Here is a 20,411-nt window from a genome sequence, read left to right on the forward strand (position 1 = left end):
AATCGTCTCATCCGACGCCGCCAGACCGTCCGCCAGACTCAACTGACCCAAAACACGATCCGCCATCCCGAATCTCCCTGCTCCAACCTTCACCACAGAATCACCGTTCGGCTTCTGTGCAAAGGTCTCCTTGTGGGAGAAGGTGGATCGGCGCGCAGCGCCGAGACGGTTGAGGGGTGTTGGAAGGAATGAGGCGTTCGCGTTCCCTGGAACACCCCTCATCCGACCGAGCTTCGCTCGGCCACCTTCTCCCACAACAAGGGGAGAAGGGAGAGCTGCATATGGACGCAATAAGGCGCCAATTTCGAGCTCACTCTATTCGTCGCGCGAAATGATTTCCTGGCCGCCGATGACCAGCCTGAGGCCGAGATCGCCGGCGCGGCGGCGCGCGAGGAAGCGCGGGCGGCGCGTGTTCGAAATCCGACCCTTGCGACGGTCCTGCGCCGGCAATGTCTTGATGGCGGCGCCTAGCGATTCCTCCAGCGTGCGGGCGACGCCGTCGGATTCGATCAGAAGCATCGGCAGACGGTAAGCGTCGGCCCAGGCGCGCCAGTCGGCGGCGACATCCTCGAGATCGTCGGCAACAAGCAACGGCACCGACAGCATCGGATCATTGTGCAGAAGCTCCAAAGTCACCGTGACATTGCCATCCGGATCCTCCATCGCTCGGGCGGCCACGCCGCGAAACGCGTTGGCGGGCAGAGCGATGATCGCCGGCACGCCGCTCATCTCCAGCATGCGGCGAATGACGGCGCCACGGTGGTCGATGGTGAAGGTAACGTCGCCATAGTCGTCGCGCGTGGCGTAGCTCACCACCTGCGGCAGGCGGAATGGGTCGAGGCGCATGTTGCGCCCGGCCCAGACTGGCTTCAGTCCAGTGTTCATATTGTGCCTTTCCTGTCTCTCCTGAGAGCCGGTCTTCCGGGTCTCCGGGCCGGTTTTTCCAGCCTCGTTGTGGGGAAACATTAGCGCGGGCTTCTTATCGCTGCGCTTAAGAAAGTCGGTTAAATTTTGCTGATCTCGGAGGGATGGTTATCGGAATACGACCAGGCACAAGATATCGAAAGGATCAGATAACCTTACCGGGATTCATGATGCCGGCCGGATCGAAGGCCGTCTTCACCCTGCGCATCAGCTCGATCGCCATCGGCGGCGCCGTCGCGATCAATTCATCCCGCTTCAGCTGGCCAATGCCGTGCTCTGCCGAGATCGAGCCGTGGAAGCTGCGCACGACATCGTGCACGGCCTTGTTCATGGCGTGGTAGAGCGCAAGAAACGCTTCATCATCGCCGCCGACCGGCCGGGAAATATTGTAGTGGAGGTTGCCGTCGCCCATATGGCCGAAACAGACCTCGCGCGCACCGGGGCTGACCGACTGCACGGCGCCGGCCGCCTTTTCGATGAATTGCGGGATAGCCGCCACCGGCACCGAGATGTCATGCTTGATCGAGGCGCCTTCGGGCTTCTGTGCGTCGGGCAGCACCTCGCGGAAATTCCAGAAGGCATCGCCTTGGGCGAGACTTGCCGCGATCACCGCATCGCCGACGATCTCCTGTTCAAGACCTTCCGACAGCACCTCCTCGATCAGGGCCCTTGCATCTTCCGCTGAGCGGCCCGACGAGATCTGCATCAGCACATACCACGGCCAATCCTCGGCCAGCGGCCGCACGGCGCCTGGCGCGTGCAGAAGCGTGAAGTCATAGGGCCTCTGTCCGATTAGCTCGAAAGCAGTGAGCGCGGCCCCGGCACGATCCGCCAGGCTGAGCAGAGACAGCGCCGCCTCGGGCGAGGACAGGCCGGCAAACGCCACCTCGCGCCCCTTGGGCTTGGGGAAAAGCTTGAGCACGGCAGCGGTGATGATGCCGAGCGTGCCTTCCGCACCGACAAACAGGTTCTTCAGATCGTAGCCGGTGTTGTCCTTTTTCAGCTTGCGCAGATCGTCGAACACCTCGCCGGTCGGCAGCACCACCTCGACGCCGAGGCAGAGCTCACGCGCATTGCCATAGGCAAGCACGCCGGTGCCGCCGGCATTGGAAGAGAGATTGCCGCCGATCTGGCAGGAGCCTTGCGCGGCAAGCGACAGCGGAAACAGCCGGTCGGCGGCATCGGCCGCCTCCTGCAGCGTCTGCAGGATGACCCCGGCCTCGACGGTGACCGTGTTGGACAGCACGTCGATCTCGCGGATGCTGTTCAGCCGCGACAGCGACAGCACGATCTCGCGGCCGGATGTGTCTGGCACCTGCGCGCCGACCAGCCCGGTATTGCCGCTCTGCGGCACGATGGGCGTCCCCGTCTCGGTCGCCAGCCGCATGATGCGGCTGACCTCGTCGACGCTGCCGGGCCTCAGGACCAGCGCCGTCCGGCCATGCCAAAGGCCGCGTCTCTCCGTGAGGTAAGGCGCGATGTCCTGCTCGTCGCGAAGCGCATATTTGTCGCCGACGATGACCGCAAAGCGTTCGACGAGGGCGGGGTCGATATCCCTGGATATGTCGTTCATGGATGGGAAACTATGGTGCTCAATCGATCTTGTCACGGGGGGCGGCCTGGTCACGAGGGGCGGCGGCGCGCGAAAGCCGGTCGTTGATCGCCTCGCCTAGCCCATCGAATGGTATGGGCTCGACGGCGATTGTCCTGGCGCCGCTGCGATCGAGATCCTGCATGTGGGCAAAGAGGTTGGCTGCGGCCTCGCGCAGGTCGCCGGTCTCGGACAGGTTGCGCAAAGCGGCGGCATTCTGCCAGCCCTCGGCACGGCGATCGCCGAAGGCCAGCAAGGCTTCGCCTTTGGCAATTGTCTCGGCGTTGAGCCGCACCGCAGCGCCCGGCGCATAGTGCGAGGCCAACATGCCGGGAGCCTCGATGCCCGCCGCGCCGCGCGACAGCTTCACGCCGGCGGCCGCTTCGATCTCCTCGGCGGCAATGCCGCCCGGCCGCAGCAGCCGCAGCTTTCCGCCCTCGACCTTGACGATCGTCGATTCGAGCCCAACGGACGTTGCGCCGCCATCGACCACCAGCCTGATTTTTGAGCCGAGATCGGTCGCCACTGCCTCGGCCGTCGTGGCACTGATCCTTCCCGAAGAATTGGCGCTGGGCGCCGCAAGCGGGCGGCCGAGCCTGGCGATCAGCTCGCCGCCAAAGCCTTTCGGCATGCGCAGCGCGATCGTATCCAACCCGGCGGTGACCAGCGGATGAATACCGTTGCCCGGCCGCTGCGGCAGCACCAGCGTCAGCGGTCCCGGCCAGAATGTCTGCGCCAGTCTTTTCGACAGCGGATCGAACAGCGCGATATGCTCGGCCATCGCCAGATTGGCGACATGGGCGATCAGCGGGTTGAAGCGTGGCCGGCCCTTGACCTCGAAGATACGCGCCACGCCAACGCCATTGGTGGCGTCGCCGGCCAGCCCGTAGACGGTTTCCGTCGGAATGGCGACGACATCGCCGCCTTCGAGCAGCGCCAGCGCCCGCTCCATCGCCTCGCCGGCGGCAAGTATCTCAGCCACTCTCATCACCTCACAGATGTGGGTGCGTAATACGGTGACGTTTACGGAGCAAGTCCGGGCGTTGGCGAATTACCAAATCGCTAAAATGCTATCTTTCCTCGCAAGCCCGCATCAATTCCCCGACGGTATGGTGCCGGCTTGTTGGGCAAGGGGAACTATCATGGTCTGGGTGCGTATCCTGGGAGCGCTTGGTCTCACTTTGGCGGCGGGCGGAGCACAGGCTTCGTCCTTCGTCGTTCTCGGTGCAGCATCCTCGACGCCGTCCGTCGTCAGGCTCGGCGCGCCCGAACCGGTGAAAGTGACTGAGAGTTCCTCGACACCGTCGATCGTGGCGCTCGGCGAACTAGTGCCCGATGTCGCCTATGAAAAAGTTGCTGCGATCCCGATCCAGCCCAAGCATGATTTCGTGCAAAGCCCGATGATCATTCGCGGCGGCATCGTCGGCGACGCCTTCGCAACACCGGCTCCCAGTTCCGCACCTGCCGCGACCACCGCTGCCGCAGCACCTGGTGCAGACACCAAATCCGACAAAAAGGCAGGGAAAACGAACAGCGAGCCGGCAACGCCACAGCCGACGCCCATTCCCGAGATCGACCAAGCCAGATAGCCGCTCGAGGCCAGGACGACGCTCACGCGCCGCCCCGGTTCACTGAGTAAAACTCCGTCGCTTGAAAAAACCTAGGCCGCGACCTCTTCGTCCGCGTCGTCGGAGGCGTCCGACTCTTCCTCTTCTTCCTCTTCCTCAGCGTCCGGCGCCTCGGCCTTCACGCTGTCGTCTTCGTCGTCATCTTCTTCGTCTTCGTCGTCTTCCTCATCGTCATCCGAGAGGGTGGCGGCTTTGTCGTCTTCAGCGCCTTCCTCGGCCGTCGCTTCGCTTTCGTCGTCGTCACTGTCCTCGTCCGACAGATCGGCAGCTTCGACTGCAGTGGTGGCGGCCTGGTCGAGGGTCGTTTCGGAAGCCGACTCAAGCGTCTCAGCAGGCGTTTCTTCTGTCACTTCGATGTCGCGAGCGGAATTCATGGAAGCCTCCGTGGGTTTGGGGAACATGCTCCTTGTGCCACGCAGAGATCATCGTCATATGACTGTAAGCCGGCTCGAATCGGCTATTGGAACAAATTATTTCCAAGCCTCAGCCGGCGATCTTCGAGAAATCCGCGACCTGGCCAGTCGCTGCCCGGATGCGCGCCAGCAGTGCCAGACGGTTGGCTCGAACGGCCTGATCCTCATCATTCACGAGAACGCGTTCAAAGAATGAATCAACCGGTTCGCGCAACGCGCTAAGCGCCAGCATGGCGGCGGAAAAGTCTTCATTGTGAATCGCTTGGCCGGCTTCCTTCTCGGCCTGATTCACCGCAGCAAACAGCGTTTTCTCGGCATCTTCCCGGAATAGAGCTGGCTCAACATGCTCGGCGATCGTCGTTTTCTTCTTCTCCTCGGCAGCCAGAATGTTCGCCGCACGCTTGGTGCCGGCCAACAGGTTCTTGCCGTCCTCAGTGTCGAGGAAGGAGCCAAGCGCCTCGACCCGGCGGACGATTTGAAGCAGGTCGTCGTTCGGCGATTGACCAATCTCCCCCCTTGAGGGGGAGATGCCCGGCAGGGCAGAGGGGGGCGTGACAGAATGAGACGCCGGCGGTCCCCCCTCTGTCGGCTCCGCCGACATCTCCCCCTCTAGGGGGGAGATTGGCGCGCTTCCGCCACCCGCCAGCACAGCATCGATTAGATCATGGCGAGCGCCTTGATCGCGGAGATAGACCTTCAGACGATCATGGAAGAAGGAGAGGAGGTCGGCAATTATTTCAGCCGCAGAATGGTCTGGGAGTTCTACGCCACGTACCTCCGAGGACAACAAACCTGCTCGCTCACTGAGCAGATCATCGGCCGATCCAACGCCGGTAGTGAAATCCCCCCCGTCATCCGCTCGCCAGACCACCGAAAAACGATCACCGCCATTGTAGGTAAGTCCGAACAGTGCGTTAAGAAACTGGCGCTGGACCGGTAGCCTAACCTCATTCTCAACCAAAATCCTTACCACCCCGAGCGCAGCCCTCCGCAACGCATAGGGATCTTTTGATCCGGTCGGCTTTTCGTCAATCGCCCAGAACCCCACCAGCGTATCTAGCTTGTCGGCGAGCGCCACGGCCACGGATACCGGATCGGTCGGAACACGGTCGGACGGCCCCTGCGGCTTGTAGTGCTCCTCAATGGCCGCGGCGACGGATGGATGCTCGCCCTGCAGCAGCGCATATTTGCGGCCCATGGCGCCCTGCAGCTCAGGGAATTCTCCGACCACTTCGGTGGTGAGATCTGCCTTGGCCAGGACTGCGGCGCGGCGTGCGAGCGCGGGAATCTCCCCCCTTGAGGGGGAGATGTCGCCGAAGGCGACAGAGGGGGTCGGCACGTCCTGACGCGACTCCGTATTGCGGACAGAGGATGCCGGCGCTTCACGCGAGGCGACCCCCTCTGGCCTGCCGGCCATCTCCCCCTCGAGGGGGGAGATTGAACTCGCTACGATCGGCGCCAACTCCTCGGCAAGCCGGGCAATCCGCTCAACCCGCTCGCCTTGCGTGCCGAGCTTGGCGTGGAAGGTGACACCGAGATGGTCGAGGCGAGCCATGCGCTGGTCGAGCGGCTTTTTGAGATCGAGCCCGAACTTTTCCGCCGATGCCTGTAACTGGTCGAGGTCAGGCAGGTCGCCCTGGTCGGTCTTCCAGAAGTAGAGCGCGTCGGAGAGGCGGGCGCGCACCACCTTGCCGTTGCCGTAGGCGATCTCCTTGCCACCGTCGCTTGCTTCGGTGTTGGCGGTCAGGATGAAGCGGTTGGAAAGGGGCGATTGGCCATTCTCCCCCCTTGAGGGGGAGATGCCCGGCAGGGCAGAGGGGGGTGCCTCGCGCCCAGAGGTCGGCGGGACAGCGCCCCCCTCTGTCGGCTTCGCCGACATCTCCCCCTCAAGGGGGGAGATCAGGCGCGTCGTCACGAAACACTTCTGGTTGGCCCGGATGGTCAGCCGGATCACCTCGGCCGGAATGGCGAGAAAGTCTTGCTCGAATTCGCCCATCAGCACGACAGGCCATTCGACCAGGCCTGACACTTCCTCGAGCAGGCCCTCGTCTTCGACCAGGTCGAGCCCGTTGGCGAAAGCGAGATTCCTGGCGTCGGAAAGGATGATCTGCTTGCGCCGGTCGGCATCGAGCACGACCTTGGCTGCCTCCAGCTTTGCTGCATAGTCGTCGAAGCGGCGCACGGTGATCGCGCCCGGCGCATGAAAACGGTGGCCGTAGGTGACATTGCCGGAGCGGATGCCGTCGATCTCGAAATCAACCACCACCGGCTCTTCGGTCTCCGGGCCGAAGGTGCAGAGGATGGATTGCAGCGGCCGCACCCAGCGCAACGATCCAGGTTTCGCCGAGGCCGCCCCCCAGCGCATCGATTTCGGCCATGGAAAGCCGCGGATGATGCCCGGCACCAACTCGGCGATGATTTCTTCCGCCGCCCTGCCTGGCTTCGCAATATGGGCGACGTAGAAATCGCCCTTCTTCGGATCGGAATGGACATGCGCCTCGGCGATCGAGGAAAGACCGGCCTTGCGCAGAAAACCCTGGACCGCCTGTTCGGGCGCCTTGGTCGAGGGTCCCTTGATCTCCTCGCTTATGTCCTTCGAGCGCGCGATCATGCCGCGAATGTCGAGCGCCAACCGGCGCGGCGTCCAATATTCGCGCGCCGCCTCATAGGTCAGTCCGGCCTCGACCAAACCGTCCGTCATCATCTTCTTCAGGTCACCGGCCGCCTTGCGCTGCATGCGGGCAGGGATTTCCTCGGAGCGAAGTTCTAAAAGCAGGTCGGGCATTGATTGTGCTCACGCGGCAAAATGGTCCGGGCGGGGCATAGCAACTCGGCTGGCCGCTGTCACCCTTCCCCATGCAATCGGCGCATCTACCAACGATTTCCAAAAACATTCCGCTGTCTGTCGGGTCGAAGCGGGGTCGTCCGTCCTTGGGTCAAAGATTTCCATGAACCGAACGCAGCGCTGAAGCGACCCACGCTCAGGCAGAGAACTATTGGCTGAACGACCATGAAGACGGCATCGACATTCCTTCAGATCCTCGCGCTCAGCGCCTGTTTCGCGGCGCAGGCTCATGGCACGTTCGCGATGCCCGGCGTTAGACAAGCGCTGCGGACAATGGCTGGATCCAGCGCCCAAGGCGTATTGCCAATCAGCGCTTCAGTCGAAATCGCCAACGGCCTTTGGAGCTAAGCCGCCAGCCCACCTGCCTGCGTCAGCAAAAACGCCTCGCCGCAGGCTTTCGCCAGATTGCGCACCCGCAAGATGTAGCTCTGCCGCTCGGTGACGGAAATCACGCCGCGCGCGTCGAGCAGGTTGAAGACGTGGCTGGCCTTGATGCACTGGTCGTAGGCGGGAAACACCATCCGGTGCATCGCCAGATTGTCGTTCGAAGCTGGCGCGCCGGCATCGAGCAGCGCCTTGCACTCGGCTTCGGCGTCCTCGAAATGCCGAAGCAGCATCGCCGTGTTGGCGAATTCGAAATTGTGGCGCGAATATTCCTGCTCGGCCTGCAGGAAGACGTCGCCATAGGTCACCTTGTCGGCGCCCTCGCGGCCGTTGAAGTTGAGGTCGTAGACATTGTCGACGCCTTGCACATACATGGCCAGCCGCTCCAGCCCGTAGGTAAGCTCGCCCGCCACCGGCGCGCATTCGATGCCGCAGACCTGTTGGAAATAGGTGAACTGCGACACTTCCATGCCGTCGCACCAGCACTCCCAGCCCAGTCCCCAGGCGCCGAGCGTCGGGCTTTCCCAGTCGTCCTCGACGAAGCGGATGTCATGCAGAAGCGGATCGACGCCGATGGCCGCCAGCGAGCCGAGATAAAGCTCCTGCAGATTGGGCGGGTTCGGCTTCAGGATCACCTGGTATTGGTAATAGTGCTGCAGCCGGTTCGGATTCTCGCCGTAGCGCCCGTCCTTGGGCCGTCGCGAAGGCTGCACATAGGCGGCGTTCCAGCGCTTTGGCCCCAGCGCGCGCAACGTCGTCGCCGGATGGAACGTGCCGGCGCCGACTTCCATGTCATAGGGCTGGAGAACGACGCAGCCATAGTCCGCCCAGTAGTTATGCAAGGTCAGGATCAGCCCCTGGAACGAGCGGCTGGGATGCATATGGGCTGGGATATCAACAGTCACGGCGGCCTCGACGGAGCGGCGGGATGCGGCACCTGTTGGATCAGGCCGCATGATCTGTCCGAAAAGTCTGCAACTTTTTGCTGCGCTGACCTTCGGTTCGGGATCAGGCTCTAGAGCGCCACCCGCCGAGCGTCAAGGCGAACGGGTCAGCCCTTCGGCGCGGGCGCCGGTTCGGGCTTGACCTTCGGGGTTTCCTGCGCCGTGTTGGATTCGATCGGCGGCAGGCCCTTCAGCAGTTTCTGCTGCAAGGCGGCGAGCACGTCGGGATCCGGCTTCAGGTCGCGGGCCTGGTTCCACTGGAAGGTGGCTTCCAGCCTGCGGCCGACCCGCCAATAGGCATCGCCGAGGTGATCGTTCAGCACCGGATCTTCCGGCTTCAGCGACACGGCACGCTCCATTTCGCGAACAGCGTCATCAAACCTGCCCAGGCGGAAATAGGCCCAGCCCAGCGAATCGACGATGTAGCCGTCGCTCGGCCTGAGGTCGACGGCCTTCTGGATCATCTCAAGGCCTTCCTTGAGGTTCATGTTCTTGTCCACCCAGGAATAGCCGAGATAGTTCAGAACCTGCGGTTGGTCGGGGAACAATTCCAGCGCCTTGCGGAAATTCGGCTCGGCTTTCGGCCACTCCTTCAGCCGCTCATAGGCGATGCCGCGCTGGTAGAAAATGTTCCAGTCGGCGCGGGTCGGGGCCTGCAGCGCCGCCACCGCCTTGTCAAAGAGATCGGCCGCGGAGCGGAAGTCCTCCTTCGAGGCATAGACGCCACCGAGCGCCTGATAGGTGCGCATGTCGTTGGGATGCGCTTCGACGAGGGCTTTCAGATGGGAGATGGCCTCGTCATGGCGGTCGAGATCGGCAAGGTTGAGGCCGAGCTGCAGTTCCGAAAGCTCCTTCAGTGGCGAACTGGCCGGGATGCGGCGATAGAAGGCGATGGCGCCCTCGCCGTCCTTCAGCTGCTCGGAAACGGCGGCGAGCTGGACAAGGGCCACGTCGCTGTCGGGCTTCAGCGCCAGGGCATATTGCAGATAGAGGCGGACGAACGGCTCGCCGCCACCGCGATTGAGCGCGGTGGCGAGATCGAGCAGAATTTCCGCGGCGCCGTCGGACGGGCCGGCAACGAAGGGTTCGATCTTCTCGCCCTTGGTGATCTTGTCGCGAAGCGCTGATATCTCCACCTTGCCGGATGCAAATGCCTCGGCCTGATCAAGCACGGACAGCGCCTTGTCCTTGTCGCCCTTGCGGGCGAGGAAAGAGGCATAGGCCTGCGCATTGCGCATCCAGGTTTCGGGCGCGGCGCTACCGGTCGCGGTGTCCTGGAGGGTCGCGGCGTAAATCGCATCCGCCTTTTCGGGCAAGCCAGATGCGTCCGCAATCAGCGCGCGATGGAAGGATTTGAAGAGGCCGAACCAGTCCGGACCCTGCAGCTTGTCGATGGAGGCCATGGCCTCGCTGGCGTCGCCGGCGCCCTGCTTGGCCCAACCGGTCATAACGCCGGAGATCAGCCGGTCGAGGTCGGATTCAAGCGAAAGCTTGAGCCAGTATTCTGCCTTGGTGAAATCCTTCTTGTGAAAGGAATCGACGGCCAGCGCCAGGCGCGAGAACCGCTCGACGTCGGGAACCGCCTTGAGCTTGTCGGCATAGACCAGGGATTCTTCGAAGCGCCCTTGCGCGATCAGCGACAACATCAGGCTTTGCTGCAACGAGGTATCGTCGGGTGCGAAGGCGAGCGCCTGCTTGTAGTAGGCGATGGCATTGTCGAGATCATTGTCGCCTTCGGCGACCCGCGCGGCCAGATAAGCTCCCGAGAAGGATGTGATCTTGACCGGCTCGGTGGTCTCTTTGGCCAGGGCTGGCAGACCAGAGATCGCCATGCCCGTCACAATTGCCAGCCGTGTCAGCCAGCGCGCACATCCTTGCCGCATCGTATCCCTTTCAGTCAAAGCCATGCCCGCGTCAGCGGGATCGCCGTAGACTCGATCTTTTCCAGGCAAAGCATGGCCTTTTTGGGGTCACGCTTCAACCCGGCCCGAATTCACAATCGAGTCATGCGATTATCAAAGCATGCGGAACGGCGCGCAACTGCGACCATCGACCGCGCTTTGCCGGCCTGGCGGGCTGCCGGCTTGCCCTGCTGCGGCACCGGCAACCCGATGCCGTAAGCGATCCGTAAGCGGCGGGCGTCGAAAGTTTACGCAACGGAATGATGCGTGGAACCGTGCAGATGGATGCCGTTGCTTCGCCCAGGAAGATGCCGATGCTGGAAATGCCGCAGGACGAGCAGGCCTTCGCCATTGTCGATCTAATCTACGAAGCGGCGTTCGCGGCCGAGCTATGGCCGGAGGTGTTGGGAACGGCAAGCGCGATCTCCCGCTCGGCAAGCGGCGCGATCTTTGTATTCAGCGATCACTCGCCGGTCCGCGCCATCACCGAAGCGCATGTCCAGCCCTTGCTCGATGAGTTCATGGAAGCGGACAGCTGGAAGTTTTCCGAAAGTGTGCAGCGCATGTGCAGCACACAGCCAGCAAGCTTTGTGCGGGTCGATGATTTCATGACCGGCGAGGAGATCGAGCGCGACCCCGTCCGCAAAAGCGCAACGGCATTTGGCGTTGGATCGCATGTATGCACATCCGTCCCAATGCCTGGCGGAGAGCTTGTGCTTTTTGTCTTCCAGCGCTGGCTAAGGGACGGGATCTACGATCAGGCCGCGATCGATCGGCTGGACGAACTGCGCCCTCACCTCGCGAGAGCTGGCGTTATTGCCGGGCGCCTGGGTCTGGAACGGGCAAAGACCGCCGTATCGACGCTGCGCGAAATTGGACTGCCGGCCGCTGTCATGAGCGGGTCGGGCCGCGTGCTGACGGCCAATCCGCTCCTCGAAGACATGGCCCACGTTTTCCTCCCCACGGCCCATGGCGGCATCGCGCTTGCCGATGAACCGGCAAACGCGCTTTTCCAGCAGGCCATCGCGCAGAACCGGGATAACCGCATCGTGCGGTCCATCCCTGTTCCGGGCACGAAGGGGCGGCCCGCGCTGGTCGTCCACCTGCTGCCGTTGCGCCGCGCCGCGCATGATATCTTTTCGGGTGCGGATGTTCTCGTTTCGGCAACCGAGGTCAGCCTCTGCGCGACTGTTCCGTCGCCCAATATCCTTTCCGGCCTGTTCGACCTGACGCCGGCTGAAGCCCGGCTCGCCGTCGAGCTTGCCTCCGGCCGTTCCGTGCAGGAGGTGGCCATAGAAATCGGCATCGCCGTCAAATCGGCCCGCACCTATCTCGAACGAATATTTCGGAAAACCGGAACTGGCCGTCAGAGCCAGTTGGTGGCGCTGCTGAAGAGCGCGTGGTCGTTTTCATGATCTCGACAGCACCCAGTTTCGAAGTTGCTTGAGGATCTGCTGGCCGGGAAATTCCGTGCTGATTTCGCCCCCACGCTTGATAAAACTCAGGATTCTTGGACAAGTCTTGCGTCCAGCGACTGCATCGCCACGGTGATCAGAGCGTGCAGCCGCTCTTTCGGCACACCGTCGCGCGCCTGCACCGAGAGACCAAACAAGAGCGTGGTGTAGTAATCGCCCAAGGCCTCCGGGTCCGTGTCCGGTTTGAGCTCCCCGTCCCGAACGCCCTTTCTCAGGCGCTCGACAATCAGCGCATTGCGCGCTCGGCGACGTTCGGCCAGCCAATAAAGCACGCGATCGTTCTCGGCGGCACAGTTGGTCGCGGCCGTGACGACCATGCAGCCCTGCGGCAGATCCGGCCTCGTGTAGATTTCGATTGCATCACGCAGCAACCGCTCGACAAACCGCCGAGCGGTTGGCTCCTCGGCAAGCGCGCGGGTGGCGAAGCTTCCTTCTTTGGTCTCGTAGAGAACGACCGCTTCCCGAAACAGGTCCTCCTTCGAGCCGAAGGCGGCATAGATGCGCGGCGAGGCCAGACCAAGCACCGACACGAGATCGGCCATCGAGGTGCCCTCATAGCCGCGCGTCCAGAAGGCGTCGCGGGCCTTCTCCAGCGCCTGATCCCGATCGAACTCCCTTGGCCTTCCTGCCATCGCGACCTCCATTTTTTATCAATCAACAAATAATCCGCTTGACTTCGGATTGCAAACTCAATTCTTTGTCGATCGATAAAGAATCAACATGGAGATTTGACATGAGCTCACTCGATCAAGGCGCGCCGTTCGGCGCCGCGGCAGCAGGGGGGATCGGCGCGAAGCGCGGCGCCACACTGGCGTTGCTCGCCTTCGCCCAGCTCATCATCGCTCTCGACCTCAACATCGTCTTCGTGGCTTTGCCGGAAATCGGCGCCGGGTTGGGCTTTTCGGGCCAGACCCTGCAATGGGTGGTCAGTGCCTACACCGTGTTCACCGGTGGCTTCCTGCTGTTCGGCGGCCGGGCTGCCGACCTGATCGGCCAGCGCCGTGTTTTCATCTTCGCGCTTTGGCTCTATGCGCTTTCGTCCCTGGTCGGCGGCCTCGCCTGGTCGCCGGAAGTGATCATCGCGGCCCGTGCGGTGCAAGGCATCGGCGCCGCCTTCCTGTTCCCGACCACGCTGTCGCTGATCAATCGGCTGTTTGCCGAGGGGCCGGAACGCAATCGGGCGCTCGCGGTCTGGGGCGGCGCCGGAGCGAGCGGCCTCACGCTCGGCTCGTTGGCGGGAGGCCTTCTCACCAGCGCCTTCGGCTGGCCCTCGGTCTTCTATGTCAACGTGCTCTTGGCCGGGGTCGCCATCATCGCGGCCTTCGCCATCATTCCGCGGGACCGCAAGCGGCATGAACATCGCAGCTTCGATCTGCCGGGCGCGCTGACCGTCACCACCGGCGCGACGCTGCTTGTCTTCACGCTGGTTCAGGGCCCCGAATATGGCTGGGGGTCGACTGCGATCATCGTCAGCGCCGCACTGGCGGCACTCTTCCTGATCGCCTTCGCGGTGATAGAGGCGAAGAGCGCCGATCCGCTGATGCCGCTGCGCCTGTTCCACAACCGCAGCCTGATCGCCGGCATGACAATCACCTTCCTCTTCATGGGGACTTTCGGCGCCCTGCCCTACTTCCTCACCGTGCTGCTGCAGAACGTGCATGGCTTCACCGCCTTGCAGGCCGGCCTTGCGTTCCTGGTGCCATCGGTCGCCATCGCGGTCGGCACGCAATTCGGTGAACGCCTGGCAACGCGTTTTTCGACACGCGCCACGCTGGTCGGCGGCATGGTCATTGGCGCGATCGGGACGGCCTTGATGGTATCAGGCGCATCCGCAGACAGCAGCTATCTATCCCTCGTGCCCGGCCTGATCATCTCCGGCGTCGGACAAGGCATCGTCTGGACCGCCATGTGGATCGCCGCCGCCTCGGGTGTTTCCCACGACGAACAGGGCGTCGCGTCGGGAATGGCCTCCACCATGCTCAATGTCGGCAATGCGATCGGCATGGCGGTGTTGATCGCGATCGCCAACCGCCATGTCGGCGGATTGGCCGGTGATGCCTTGAAGATCGCTGTTGCCGACGGCATCCAGGTCGCCTTCTGGCTCGCTGCGGCAGGCATCGCCGTCAGCCTGCTCGCCGCAATGGTGCTTCCGGGGAAACCAAGATGAGGAGCGGCGCCTCTCAGTTCACCCGGCTGATGCAGAAATCGATGACGTCGATCAGCGCCGATTTCTGCGGCGTCGCTTCGAGCGGCGCCAGCGCGTCGCGGGCAATCTCGCCGAAATGGCCGGCGCGTCCAATGGTGTCGGCGATTGCCCCGTGACGGGTCATCAATCCGATCGCCTTTTCCAACCCGGCGTCGTCGATGACATTGTCCTCGATGGCGCGCTTCCAGAAGGTGCGTTCGGCCTTGGTGCCGCGCCGGTAAGCGAGAATCACCGGTAGCGTCACCTTACCCTCGCGGAAGTCGTCGCCGACATTCTTGCCCAGATCCTTGCTGGTGCCGCCATAATCCAGCGCATCGTCGATCAGCTGGAAGGCAAGGCCGAGATTCATGCCATAGGAGCGCAGTGCCGCGCGATCGTTGCGCGTCGCCTGGGCGATAACCGGACCGACCTCGGCGGCGGCCGAGAACAGGGCCGCCGTCTTGGCCTTGATCACGGCGAAATGCTCATCCTCGGTGGTTTCGAGGTTCTTGGCGGCAGCGAGCTGCATCACCTCGCCCTCGGCAATGATCGAGGCAGCACTCGACAGGATATCGAGCGCTTCCAGCGAGCCGACATCGACCATCATGCGGAAAGCCTGGCCAAGCAGGAAATCGCCGACCAGCACGCTCGCCTGGTTGCCCCAGATCATGCGGGCTGTCTTCTTGCCACGCCGCATGCCGCTCTCGTCGACGACATCGTCGTGGAGAAGCGTGGCGGTATGCATGAACTCGACTGATGTGGCGAGTTTGACGTGGCCCTCGCCGGAATAGCCGAACATCTGGGCTGAGGCGAGCGTCAGCATCGGCCTCAGCCGCTTGCCGCCCGAAGAGATCAGGTGGTTGGCAATCTCCGGGATCATCTCGACGTCGGAACCGGCCTTCGACAGGATCAATTTGTTAACGCGCCCCATATCGGCTGCCGTCAGGTCGATGAGATCCTTGATCGAGGCGGCTTCCCGCTTCCCGTTTTCGATGTTGAGAACGACACCCACCACAAACACTCCCGTCTATAAGTCACGCGCACGACGGCACCCTGATCCCGCCACAGACTCTAGGGCGGTACCCACAGGCACGGCAAGAGGCGATTTGGCGCGGTCGAGGCTGGCGACGGAGCCCACCCACATTTACATAGACGCTGCAACCTGCGAGTTTCGTCCGATGATAGAGCTTATCCGCACCAACGATGCCGTGATCATCTCCTTTGTCGAATCGCTGATGCGCGATGCCGGCATCGGCTGTTTCGTCGCCGACCAGAACATGAGCGTGCTCGACGGTTCGATCGGCATCCTGCCCCGGCGCATCATGGTCGAAGCCGATCAGGCCGATGCGGCGCGGCGCATCCTGACGGATGCCGGCATCGCCAACGAGATCCGCCAGAAATAATGTCCGCGGCGCGCGCCACCCTTGTCCAGGATACGCCGGCCCATACGGTCGATGCCTTCCATCGCGGACGGTTCTGGCTGGTTCAGCCGAAACAGGCCGGCCATCGCGCCGGCATGGACGCCATGATGCTGGCGGCTGCCGTGCCGTCCTCCTTCGCCGGGCGCCTCGCCGATTTCGGCGCGGGTGCTGGCGCCGCAGGCCTGGCGGTGCTGTCGCGCTGTCCTGATGCCAAGGCCGTGCTCATCGAACGGTCTGCGGAAATGGCGGCCTTTGCCGCAACGACGCTTGCCCACCCCGGCAATGCGCATCTTAACGACCGCGCCTCGGTCCTCGCCGCCGACGTCGCTCTGTCGGGTCAGGCGCGAACAGCCGCCGGGCTTGCCGACAATTCCTTCGATTTCGTCATCATGAACCCGCCCTTCAATGCCGCCGAGGATCGCGCCACGCCCGACCCGCTCAGAAGGGCAGCACATGTGACGGAGGACGGGCTGTTCGACAGCTGGATCCGAAGTGCGGCTGCTGTGGTCAGGCCGCGCGGTGGTCTTGCCGTGATTGCCAGGCCCGATCAGCTCGGCGCCATCCTCGATGCGATAACAGGCCGCTTCGGCGATGCTGAGATGCTGGCCGTCCACCCTCGCCCCGAGGCGGCGGCGATCCGCATCGTCGTCAGGGCGATACTCGGGGCACGCGGAAAACTGTCGATCCGCCCGCCGCTGATGCTGCATGCGCAATCGGGCGACAGCCCAACGGAGCGGACCGAGATGATCAACAACGGACTGGCTTCGCTGTTCGGCGACTGACCTACAGCGCCGCCCGTCCTTCCGGACGAGCCAGGAGCGCTGTAGCACTTTTGATTTGCGCATGATCCTTTCCTAAAATCGATTCTGATTTTAGGGGTCATGCGGCTAGCCGGCCGGCGTCGCGGCATTGCCGTTGGCCGGCGAATCCCTACATGCCTTCAGGCCAATTGACCGGAGATCCCGTGAAACGCTTTCTCAACCGCCTGCTGCCGAAATCCTGGCGCTCCGACATCATTATCATTCCCGTCATCCGGCTGCACGGCACCATCATGGCCGGCGGCGGCCAGTTCCGGCCGAGCCTTTCGCTTGCGTCCACCGCCGGCCCTATCGAGAAGGCGTTTTCCTTCGAAGCCCCCGCGGTGGCCATTTCGATCAATTCGCCGGGCGGCTCGCCGGTGCAATCGCGGCTGATCTTCAAACGAATTCGCGACCTGGCGGCCGAGAAGAACAAAAAGGTTCTGGTCTTCGTCGAGGACGTGGCGGCGTCGGGCGGCTACATGATCGCGGTCGCCGGCGACGAGATCTTCGCCGATCCGTCCTCCATCGTCGGTTCGATCGGCGTGGTCTCGGCCTCGTTCGGCTTTCCCGAGCTGATGAAGAAGATCGGCGTCGAGCGCCGCGTCCATACCGCCGGCCAGAACAAGGCGGTGCTCGATCCGTTCAAGCCCGAGAAGAAGGAAGACATCGAGCGGCTGAAGGCGCTGCAGCTCGATGTCCACGAGACCTTCATCGACCTCGTCAAGGACCGGCGCGGCACCAAGCTCAAGGACGACCCGGATCTGTTCACCGGCTTGTTCTGGACCGGTAAGAAGGGGCTGGAGCTTGGCCTTGTCGATGCGCTCGGCGATATGCGCAGCGTGCTGAAGACCCGTTTCGGGCCGAAAACCCAGCTCAAGCTGATCACGGCGCCACGCGGCCTGTTCGGCCGGTTCGGCTGGTTCGGCTCAAGCAAGGGGGGCTTTTCAGCGCCCGATATCGCCGCTGCTGCCGCAAGCGGCGTGATCGATGCGGCGCAAGAGCGCGCGCTATGGGCTCGCTTCGGGCTTTGAAAAATTGGTGAAACCGTCTAGCATGATGCGTCAAACGACCCGACCGGACCCCTGTGCCGGCCTTGCGAGGGAGGAGTTTTGATATGCCGCAGATCATTTTCTTTGTCCTCGTTGGCGTCGTCGCCTATGTCGGCTATCGCTCCTTTGTCAGGGAAGCCGAGCGCGTGACGGCCAAGATACGGCGCACCGAAAAGCAGGCTACCAACGGCTCAATGGGCACGCTGGTCAAGGACCCGAAGACCGGCGAATACCGTCTGGCCAAGGACTGACATCATCCCGCTCGCGACTGACACAGTGGATTCCGGCATCACCGTCCGGGCATTGCATGCGCATGCCAAGATAAATCTCGCGCTGCACGTCACCGGCAGGCGCGCCGACGGCTATCACACGATCGAGAGCCTGGCGGTGTTCACGCGCTTCGGCGATAGGGTCGAGATCGAGCTCGCCGACAGCGACGGGTTTTCCGTGTCGGGCCGATACGCCTCCGCGGTCCCGCTCGACGACAGCAATCTGGTCGTCAAAGCGCGCGACGCGCTGCGGAAGCGGGCCGGTCTCCAACATGCGCCGCCGGTCGCCATCAGGCTCGAAAAGAACCTGCCGGTCGCATCCGGCGTCGGCGGCGGCTCGAGCGACGCCGCAACGGTGCTGCGCGGGCTGGCTGAGACGTGGAGACTGGACCTCGACGAAGCCGAACTGGCGCGGTTCGGCCTCTCGCTGGGCGCCGACGTTCCCATGTGCCTTACGGCGAAACCGCTGATCGCGCGCGGTGTTGGTGACGAGCTGTCGGCCGTGCCGGGCTTTCCCGCACTCGGGCTGGTCCTCGTCAATCCCGGCATCGCCGTCTCCACGGCCGAGGTGTTCAACGCGCTTTCCCATCGCGACAATGAGGGATTGCCGCCGCTGCCGCGCAGCCTCGACTTCCACAGCATCCGCAATTGGCTGGAGATCACGCGCAACGATCTCGAGCCCGCTGCACGGGCGATCCAACCCGCCATCGGCAAGGCGCTTTCGGTGCTCAACAAGGCCGGGGCGGGGTTCGCCCGGATGTCCGGTTCCGGCGCGACCTGCCTCGGGCTGTTCGAGACCGGCAATGTGGCCAAGCGCGCGGCCGTCGATATTCGCAGCCGCCATCCCGACTGGTTCGTCGCCGCAACGCGAAGCATGACATCGGAGGCTGACGCACATGGTCAGGATTGACGAGAGCCGCTCCTTCATTCCCGTGCGCATCGCGGTGCTGACCGTTTCCGACACCCGCGGCCTCGCCGACGACAAATCCGGCCAGACGCTGGCCGACCGCATCGTGGAGGCCGGCCATGTCCTGGCCGACCGCGACATCGTCACCGACGACCGCCAGAAAATTCGCGACAAGGTTCTGGGCTGGTCGAAGGATGAAGCGATTGATGTCGTCATCACCACCGGCGGCACCGGCTTTACCGGCCGCGACGTGACGCCGGAGGCGCTGGAGCCGATCTTCGAAAAGCGCATGGACGGCTTTTCCGAAGTGTTCCACCGCATTTCCTACGACAAGATCGGCACTTCGACGATCCAGAGCCGTGCCACCGGCGGCGTCGTCAACGCGACCTTCGTCTTCGTGCTACCGGGTTCGCCCGGCGCCTGCAAGGACGCCTGGGACGGCATTTTGAAGCCGCAGCTCGACTACCGGCACATGCCCTGCAACTTCGTCGAGATCATGCCGCGCCTGGACGAACATCTGCGGCGCGGCGGCACCAAGACAAGTTAGGCCAAGTTCCGGAAAGGCTGCTTCTGGGCTTTCCCAAAAATCAGCGGCAAAGATCAGCGGATGACGGGCTCACCGTGGAACCGCCGCCGTGAGGGCGGCGAAACGCCGAAGCCGACTTCCATCATCAGCCGCGGTTTGCGCGTCGGCACGGTGCCCATGTGGAAGCCGAAGGGATCCTCGACAAAGCCCAAACCCGCCTCGCCGGTCAGCGTAATCGGGCTCTGCGCGCCGTAGACGTTCAGGACCTCTTCCGCCGGGTGGCCGACAAGAAGCGTCATCTGGTGCTTGAGGATGCGGCGATTGTGGCTGCCGCGGACATAGACATGCGGACCGGTCTCGGTATCGACCGGATTGAGATAGAAGAAGAATTTCAGCATCCGCCAATCGTCGAGATCGAAGTGGTATTTGCCAAGCGACGCCAGGTTCTTCTCGGCGTCGGAGACGGAGCTCGTCGGAAAGCTCCACCAGACGCGCGTGGTGATCAGCTTCGCCTGGCTGCCGAGATAATGGGCGGCGATGTCGAGAAGCAGCGGGTCGCGCTGCACGGTAAGCGCGGCATTACAGTCGAGGATCCGCTCGAAAAAGTGCCCGCTGAGCAAGGGACGGCCGAAGTGCTTCTCGGCGTCGGCATGCTCGGCCGGCATGAACTCCAGCCGACGGTCGAAATTGCCGAAGCAAGGCGTGCGCTGCGCAAAGCTGGCGATCTCTTCGTGGACCGACGACGGCAGGGCAAGCCCGGAAAAGAGACCGTCCGAGCGGAGTGCGCCGACAGCCGCATCACGATCGACGCCGGTGAACATTGTTTCCTGGGCTTTTTGCGCCGGCCGAACCGGTTTTGCGCCACGCCAATGCAACCGCCGCGCCGGCATGGTGCGCGCCAGCATGAACATCGGCAGCCATGCCGGATTCTCGCGAAGGTCCGACAGATAGGTCGGAATCCGCACGGCAATGCGGCGCAGCAGGCTGCCGTTTCGAGCGATCGACTCAAGGCTTGCAGCACCAGACTTGTCAGGGCTTGAAAAGGTCATCAGTATCCTCAGCTATGAGGGCAGCGTCGACAAAGCGTCGGTCGCTCACCGCTCCGGCATTACCCAAGCCCGTCCGCCCGCGACGAAAGAATGGTAACCC

The 20,411-nt window shown here is 63.2% G+C and carries 20 protein-coding genes; 10 read left to right on the top strand and 10 right to left on the bottom strand.

Translation table 11 applies throughout. The annotated features are described in order from the left end of the window. A partial coding sequence (locus EN885_RS33900; protein ID WP_206616856.1) for a hypothetical protein occupies window positions 1–192 on the top strand: 192 nt, incomplete at its 5' end. 123 nt (window positions 193–315) lie between these two features. Here the strand turns inward: EN885_RS33900 and EN885_RS27485 are convergent. From EN885_RS27485 to EN885_RS27495, 3 genes are all read right to left on the bottom strand, one after another. Next, window positions 316–885 (bottom strand): DUF6101 family protein, encoded by a 570-nt coding sequence (locus EN885_RS27485; protein ID WP_095483974.1) that lies wholly within the window; start codon window positions 883–885, stop codon window positions 316–318. Between the two features lie 184 nt (window positions 886–1,069). Continuing rightward, window positions 1,070–2,497, bottom strand: coding sequence for an FAD-binding oxidoreductase (locus EN885_RS27490; protein ID WP_128243417.1), 1,428 nt, complete (start codon window positions 2,495–2,497; stop codon window positions 1,070–1,072). Between the two features lie 19 nt (window positions 2,498–2,516). Then, window positions 2,517–3,497: an L-threonylcarbamoyladenylate synthase gene (locus EN885_RS27495; RefSeq protein WP_164897930.1), complete on the bottom strand. Its 981-nt coding sequence runs from the start codon at window positions 3,495–3,497 to the stop codon at window positions 2,517–2,519. Between the two features lie 160 nt (window positions 3,498–3,657). On the opposite strand from EN885_RS27495, the gene EN885_RS27500 reads away from it, so the two are divergent. After that, window positions 3,658–4,104, top strand: coding sequence for a hypothetical protein (locus tag EN885_RS27500; RefSeq protein WP_128243415.1), 447 nt, complete (start codon window positions 3,658–3,660; stop codon window positions 4,102–4,104). Window positions 4,105–4,175: 71 nt separating this feature from the next. Here EN885_RS27500 and EN885_RS27505 read toward each other — a convergent pair whose 3' ends face one another. The 4 genes from EN885_RS27505 to EN885_RS27525 all read right to left on the bottom strand — a co-directional run bounded on the left by EN885_RS27505 (window position 4,176) and on the right by EN885_RS27525 (window position 10,612). Continuing rightward, window positions 4,176–4,517, bottom strand: coding sequence for a hypothetical protein (locus EN885_RS27505; protein ID WP_128243414.1), 342 nt, complete (start codon window positions 4,515–4,517; stop codon window positions 4,176–4,178). A gap of 109 nt (window positions 4,518–4,626) precedes the next feature. Then, window positions 4,627–7,293: a glycine--tRNA ligase subunit beta gene (locus EN885_RS27510; RefSeq protein WP_348631653.1), complete on the bottom strand. Its 2,667-nt coding sequence runs from the start codon at window positions 7,291–7,293 to the stop codon at window positions 4,627–4,629. 452 nt (window positions 7,294–7,745) lie between these two features. After that, window positions 7,746–8,666 carry a glycine--tRNA ligase subunit alpha gene (locus EN885_RS27520; protein ID WP_206616857.1) on the bottom strand — a complete coding sequence of 307 codons (921 nt, stop codon included), beginning with the start codon at window positions 8,664–8,666 and terminating at the stop codon, window positions 7,746–7,748. A 170-nt stretch (window positions 8,667–8,836) separates the two neighbouring features. Beyond that, window positions 8,837–10,612 (bottom strand): tetratricopeptide repeat protein, encoded by a 1,776-nt coding sequence (locus EN885_RS27525; protein ID WP_128243429.1) that lies wholly within the window; start codon window positions 10,610–10,612, stop codon window positions 8,837–8,839. Window positions 10,613–10,911: 299 nt separating this feature from the next. Here EN885_RS27525 and EN885_RS27530 point away from each other — a divergent pair, with 299 nt between their 5' ends. Continuing rightward, window positions 10,912–12,045 carry a helix-turn-helix transcriptional regulator gene (locus tag EN885_RS27530; protein ID WP_245493158.1) on the top strand — a complete coding sequence of 378 codons (1,134 nt, stop codon included), beginning with the start codon at window positions 10,912–10,914 and terminating at the stop codon, window positions 12,043–12,045. 86 nt (window positions 12,046–12,131) lie between these two features. Here the strand turns inward: EN885_RS27530 and EN885_RS27535 are convergent, their stop codons facing one another. After that, the gene (locus tag EN885_RS27535) at window positions 12,132–12,737 is read right to left on the bottom strand and encodes a TetR/AcrR family transcriptional regulator (protein WP_126103278.1); all 606 of its coding nucleotides are present in this window, start codon (window positions 12,735–12,737) and stop codon (window positions 12,132–12,134) included. A 101-nt stretch (window positions 12,738–12,838) separates the two neighbouring features. Here EN885_RS27535 and EN885_RS27540 point away from each other — a divergent pair, with 101 nt between their 5' ends. Beyond that, on the top strand, window positions 12,839–14,272 hold the full coding sequence (locus EN885_RS27540; RefSeq protein WP_128243411.1) for an MFS transporter: 1,434 nt from the start codon (window positions 12,839–12,841) through the stop codon (window positions 14,270–14,272). Window positions 14,273–14,285: 13 nt separating this feature from the next. On the opposite strand, the gene EN885_RS27545 is transcribed toward EN885_RS27540, so the two are convergent. Continuing rightward, window positions 14,286–15,302 (bottom strand): polyprenyl synthetase family protein, encoded by a 1,017-nt coding sequence (locus EN885_RS27545; protein ID WP_095484027.1) that lies wholly within the window; start codon window positions 15,300–15,302, stop codon window positions 14,286–14,288. A gap of 166 nt (window positions 15,303–15,468) precedes the next feature. Here EN885_RS27545 and EN885_RS27550 point away from each other — a divergent pair, with 166 nt between their 5' ends. The 6 genes from EN885_RS27550 to moaB all read left to right on the top strand — a co-directional run bounded on the left by EN885_RS27550 (window position 15,469) and on the right by moaB (window position 19,283). Further along, window positions 15,469–15,693, top strand: a complete 225-nt coding sequence (locus EN885_RS27550; RefSeq protein ID WP_095483967.1) for a DUF2007 domain-containing protein — start codon at window positions 15,469–15,471, stop codon at window positions 15,691–15,693. Beyond that, the gene (locus tag EN885_RS27555; RefSeq protein ID WP_128243410.1) at window positions 15,693–16,493 is read left to right on the top strand and encodes a methyltransferase; all 801 of its coding nucleotides are present in this window, start codon (window positions 15,693–15,695) and stop codon (window positions 16,491–16,493) included. The genes EN885_RS27550 and EN885_RS27555 overlap by 1 nt, the downstream gene beginning before the upstream one ends. A 182-nt stretch (window positions 16,494–16,675) precedes the next feature. Continuing rightward, complete coding sequence (locus EN885_RS27560) at window positions 16,676–17,542, top strand: S49 family peptidase (protein ID WP_128243409.1); 867 nt, start codon at window positions 16,676–16,678, stop codon at window positions 17,540–17,542. 83 nt (window positions 17,543–17,625) lie between these two features. Beyond that, window positions 17,626–17,811 carry a hypothetical protein gene (locus EN885_RS27565; RefSeq protein ID WP_126103282.1) on the top strand — a complete coding sequence of 62 codons (186 nt, stop codon included), beginning with the start codon at window positions 17,626–17,628 and terminating at the stop codon, window positions 17,809–17,811. Between the two features lie 25 nt (window positions 17,812–17,836). Continuing rightward, window positions 17,837–18,739, top strand: a complete 903-nt coding sequence (locus EN885_RS27570; protein WP_128243408.1) for a 4-(cytidine 5'-diphospho)-2-C-methyl-D-erythritol kinase — start codon at window positions 17,837–17,839, stop codon at window positions 18,737–18,739. Then, window positions 18,726–19,283, top strand: coding sequence for a molybdenum cofactor biosynthesis protein B (gene moaB, locus EN885_RS27575; protein WP_126103284.1), 558 nt, complete (start codon window positions 18,726–18,728; stop codon window positions 19,281–19,283). The genes EN885_RS27570 and moaB overlap by 14 nt, the downstream gene beginning before the upstream one ends. 53 nt (window positions 19,284–19,336) lie before the next feature. Here moaB and EN885_RS27580 read toward each other — a convergent pair whose 3' ends face one another. Beyond that, on the bottom strand, window positions 19,337–20,311 hold the full coding sequence (locus tag EN885_RS27580; protein ID WP_128243407.1) for a hypothetical protein: 975 nt from the start codon (window positions 20,309–20,311) through the stop codon (window positions 19,337–19,339). Window positions 20,312–20,411: the final 100 nt, after the last annotated feature.

Origin of the sequence: Mesorhizobium sp. M6A.T.Cr.TU.014.01.1.1 (assembly GCF_004022765.1) — a bacterium.
In the GTDB taxonomy this organism is placed as follows: domain Bacteria; phylum Pseudomonadota; class Alphaproteobacteria; order Rhizobiales; family Rhizobiaceae; genus Mesorhizobium; species Mesorhizobium mediterraneum.